This window comes from Planktotalea frisia, assembly GCF_001890925.1.
GTDB classification, from domain to species: Bacteria; Pseudomonadota; Alphaproteobacteria; order Rhodobacterales; family Rhodobacteraceae; genus Planktotalea; species Planktotalea frisia.
Genome location: NZ_MLCB01000075.1, coordinates 1 through 4,436, shown reverse-complemented (window position 1 = coordinate 4,436; position 4,436 = coordinate 1). Strand labels below are relative to the sequence as shown.

Genomic DNA, 4,436 nt, shown 5'->3' with positions numbered 1-4,436 from the left:
GTCTTCAAGGTTGGATACATCTTAGCACGCTGTCCAGTTTTGCCGGACCACTTCAAACATCAAAATTCAGCAGGCTTTGGATGCAGTTCGAGTAATTGGAAACGAGGCAGTTCATCCAGGTGAAATGGACCTTCGAGACGACAACGAGACCGTTCACATGCTGTTTGGACTTATTAACTTAATAGTCAAAACCATGATAACCGAACCCAAAGAAGTAGAGACTTTTTACAATCTTCTTCCTGAGAATAAGAGGGCTGGAATAGAGAACAGGGACAAAAAGACCTGATATAGTGATCTTTCAAGACAACAAAAAACCGCGCCCTGCATTGAGCACGGCGCGGCTTTTTCTTTGCAACAGGTTTCGCTACTTCACGATTATTTCCGGCCCCATGAAGTATGTGGGCAAGAAGGTCGAGAACCATGGCACGTAAGTGATGATGATCAAGAACACGAAGAGTACCGCCAAGAACGGCAATGCCGCCTTCACAACCCGCATCATCGGCATGCCCGCGACACCAGAGGTGACGAACAGGTTCAAGCCAACAGGTGGCGTGATCATCCCGATCTCCATATTCACAACCATGATGATACCAAGGTGGATCGGATCAATCCCCAGCTCGATCGCGATCGGGAACACCAAGGGGGCGACGATGACAATCAAACCAGAAGGTTCCATAAACTGACCACCGATCAGCAGAATGACGTTGACGATTACCAAGAACATCACCGCGCCAAAGCCCGCTTGCAACATCGCACCAGCGATCTGTTGCGGGATTTGCTCGTCTGTCAGAACATGCTTCAGGATCAACGCGTTGGCGATGATGAACATCAACGTGACCGTCAACTTACCCGCATCGAACAAAGTGTCGCGCGTGTCCTTGTGAAAAAACGCCGTGACCAAAGCGATAGGCTTCTCGATAAGGCTGAGGTTGCGCTGCCCTTCGCCTTTGTAGAGTGGCCCCATATCGCGGTAGACAAAGTTCGCGATAAAGAACGCATAGACCGCCGCAACTGCTGCCGCCTCTGTCGGGGTGAAGATGCCGCCGTAGATGCCGCCCAAGATGATCACAATCAGGAACAAGCCCCAGCCCGCTTCTGTGCCAGAGGCCCAAACTTCGCCCCAGCCTTTCCACTCGCCCTTTGGCATGTTTTTGACTTTAGCGATGACGTAGATCGTCACCATCAACATGGTGCCCGCCATCAAGCCCGGAATGACACCCGCGAGGAACATACGTCCCACGGAAACGTCAGTCGCGGATGCATAGACCACCATCACGATAGACGGCGGGATCAAGATGCCCAAAGTACCCGCATTGGCGATCACGCCCGCTGCGAAGTCTTTGGTATAGCCGACCTGCACCATGCCCGCGATCACGATAGAGCCAATGGCCACAACCGTTGCAGGGCTAGAACCGGACAAAGCCGCAAACAGCATACAAGCAAAAACACCCGCAATCGCTAGACCACCGGGAAGATGGCCAACGATGGCAATCGAGAAACGAATGATCCTAGCGGCGACACCGCCCGTCGACATAAAGCTCGACGCAAGAATGAAGAACGGAATAGCAAGCAAAGTGTAGTGCCCTGCCATCGCCTGAAAGAACGTCTGCGCGATAGAGGCGAGCGAGGTATCACTCAGCACCAGCAAGAACAGAATGGACGAGAAACCAAGCGAGATCGCAATAGGCACGCCGACCAGCATCAAGCCGATCACCATTGTAAATAGAATTGCTACTTCCATGCACTAGCCCTCCTTGTTCATGTGGGCAACGTTGGCGACGTCGTCTTCAGCTTCATGGCTCACGATGATCGTGGCTTGCGTACCCTTCACAATACGCACGCCTGCTTGAATGAAGCGGAACAACAACAGCGCGGCCCCAAAGGGAAGCATCGCGTATGGAATGAAACGAGGCAGCTTTTCGTATTCTTCGCCTTGGTTCATGCTTGCTTCAAGAAAGCGCAGAAACTCTGGCAATGGAATGTCGTTGGTCTCGTACCAAGCCTGATCACGACTGTTGGCAAATCCCGTCGGGAACCAGCGCCCTGTCGTTGAATCCAACCCCGCGAAGGGTGCCCAATAATCCCAAGCGCCTTTAAGCAGTAAGAACGCGTAGGCGATGCACACAGCGACGGCGATGATCGCTAGAACCCGCTTCACACGCGAGTCAAAGAGATTGATGATCGCATCCACACCCAAGTGCGCGGTCACTTTCACTGCATAGCTGATGCCGAATAAGACCAACCAAGCGAAAAGAAACGAGACCATTTCTAGCCCCCAGATTAGCCCTGTATTGAACCCGTAGCGCAAAATTACATTGGTAAATGTGATCAGTGTCATGATGCCAAGGATCAGCGCTATGGCTGTCTCCTCGATTTCATTGACAGCGCGGCCCAGTGCAGTTTGCGGCTGATAATGCGCAGACATGCCCTTGCCTCCCTCTTTTCATTTTAGGTGAATTTATAAATCGCTCCGGCGCAGATACGCGCGCCGGAGCGGACCACAGAGTGTGGAATTAGTGCTTTGCGTTGATCGCTTGCGCGGCGTCAATGTTCTCTTGACCCACGTCCTCTTTGAACTGCTCCCAAACAGGCATCATTGTGGTGACCCATTCTTGACGCTGCTCTGCAGTCAACTCACGGACAACACCGCCCGCTTCAATGATCGCGTCTTTCGCAGCTGCGTTAACTGCGGTGGACTCAGAGTTACGTGCAGCCGTCACTTCGGTCACAATCGTTGTCAGCTGTTCGCGGACATCGTCAGGCAGGCTGTCCATGAAATCCGTGGATGTCACGACGAGATAGTCGATGATACCGTGGTTTGTTTCTGTAACACCGTCCTGAACTTCGAAGAACTTGCGGCCATAAATGTTGGACCACGTGTTCTCTTGGCCGTCCACAACGCCTGTCTGCAAAGCGCCGTAAACCTCAGAGAACGCCATTGGCTGCGGGGAACCGCCGATTGCTGCCATCTGCGCCTTGAGAACGTCAGAGTTCTGTACGCGGAACTTAAGGCCGTTCGCATCGGATGGGGACACAAGTGCCTTGTTTGCTGACATTTGCTTCATGCCATTGTGCCAGAACGCGAGACCCAGCAGTCCACGACGTGTCATGGATTCCTTCATCGCCTGACCTGTCTCGGATGTCTGGAATTCGTCAACAGCATTGATGTTCTTGAACATGAACGGAAGGTCGAACAGACGGAATGTTTTGGTGAACTGCTCAAACTTGGACAAAGACGGTGCCGCCATCTGAACGTCGCCCTGAAGCAGCGCTTCGAGAACCGCGTCATCGTTATAAAGCGTGGAGTTCGGGAAAACTTCCATGCAGGCTTTGCCGTTCATCTCGTCATTGACGCGCTGCTCAAGAAGCGTCGCGGCGATGCCTTTAGGGTGCTTGTCTGTGTTAGTCACGTGGCTGAACTTGATGACGATCTCGCCGTCATCACAGGCGGCCGCTGCGGTGTTTGCGGTGACTGCCAGAGCCAAAGCCGTTGCGGCTGTTGCTAGGAATTTCATGAATGTCTCCTCCCAGAGCATTGTAAAATCTTTGATCTTCGACTCGCTCGGAGATCATGCCTACGCAAGATGCGCTGGTTTTGCTTTATGCTCAAGCCTTGCTTGGGAGAAACAGGGCTCAAAACCGAATGGAACCAATTAAGTTGACGACTACCCCTTTAGAAAGACGGGCCCTAAAACGCCAAAAACGCTGAAGACGCACGATTTCGGGCGCAGGTTCAGCGTTCTCGATTTAGCAATGTTTGCATGCACTTGCTTATTTTGGGTCCGGTTTAACGGTTCGTTCCCGGAGTAGCCCCGCCTCGCGAGATAGCGCCAACTGCAATAATCGCGCCCAGACCAAGAGCTGAAACACCCGCCACACTCAACCCACCAAGCCCTGCATTTGCAGGCCCCGAAATACCCGCAAGGATTTGTTGATTGAGAGGAACGCGCAGAGGTGGCGGCGTCGCATTAACGGTTGGCAAGGCAATACCCTGCCCCGCAGCAATAAGTCCGCCGCCACCGCCCGTCGCTTGCGCGTGTGCAGCACTTGTAAAACCCATCGCGGCAGCAACGGTAAGAGCGATCATAGATGTATTCATAGATGTATTTTTCATATTTTCCTCCAAAACCAATGTATCAAAAGCGAGGGTGCGATTGTGCTCTCCCCTCGAGCAATGGCGTTAGAGTTGCAGGATTTGAGATCCTCACGATATCACCCGGAATGGTGAAACTTCGCAAATAAGCGAGCGGCTTCAGGCAGTTGCGATATTCGCCTGAGATCATTTCCAAGCCTACGTCAGATTGCTGGAAAGTTACTTGTGCAGTAACACTCTTGAATAGGCCGTGTGTTTGGCTGAATTGAAAGGGAATGACCTGCCCCCCTAGGCTCCCTCATTCATAACGAGAGTTTGCGGGTTTGGATTTCATATTCTTTAT

4 protein-coding genes are annotated in these 4,436 nt (G+C 52.3%); all 4 read right to left on the bottom strand.

The genetic code is table 11. The annotated features are described in order from the left end of the window. Positions 1-364: 364 nt before the first annotated feature. The gene (locus PFRI_RS04355) at positions 365-1,741 is read right to left on the bottom strand and encodes a TRAP transporter large permease (protein WP_072629519.1); all 1,377 of its coding nucleotides are present in this window, start codon (positions 1,739-1,741) and stop codon (positions 365-367) included. Positions 1,742-1,744: 3 nt separating this feature from the next. After that, positions 1,745-2,425, bottom strand: a complete 681-nt coding sequence (locus PFRI_RS04350; protein WP_072629518.1) for a TRAP transporter small permease — start codon at positions 2,423-2,425, stop codon at positions 1,745-1,747. A gap of 88 nt (positions 2,426-2,513) precedes the next feature. Continuing rightward, positions 2,514-3,515 carry a DctP family TRAP transporter solute-binding subunit gene (locus tag PFRI_RS04345; RefSeq protein WP_072629521.1) on the bottom strand — a complete coding sequence of 334 codons (1,002 nt, stop codon included), beginning with the start codon at positions 3,513-3,515 and terminating at the stop codon, positions 2,514-2,516. Between the two features lie 272 nt (positions 3,516-3,787). After that, a complete protein-coding gene (locus PFRI_RS04340; RefSeq protein ID WP_072629517.1) occupies positions 3,788-4,114 on the bottom strand; it encodes a hypothetical protein in 327 nt (108 codons plus the stop codon). Positions 4,115-4,436 lie beyond the last annotated feature (322 nt).

Bases quoted from the DNA above. Each gene is read 5' to 3' on its own strand.
- PFRI_RS04350 (WP_072629518.1), bottom strand. From the start codon at position 2,425: ATGTCTGCGCATTATCAGCCGCAAACTGCACTGGGCCGCGCTGTCAAT.
- PFRI_RS04355 (WP_072629519.1), bottom strand. From the start codon at position 1,741: ATGGAAGTAGCAATTCTATTTACAATGGTGATCGGCTTGATGCTGGTC.
- PFRI_RS04345 (WP_072629521.1), bottom strand. From the start codon at position 3,515: ATGAAATTCCTAGCAACAGCCGCAACGGCTTTGGCTCTGGCAGTCACC.
- PFRI_RS04340 (WP_072629517.1), bottom strand. From the start codon at position 4,114: ATGAAAAATACATCTATGAATACATCTATGATCGCTCTTACCGTTGCT.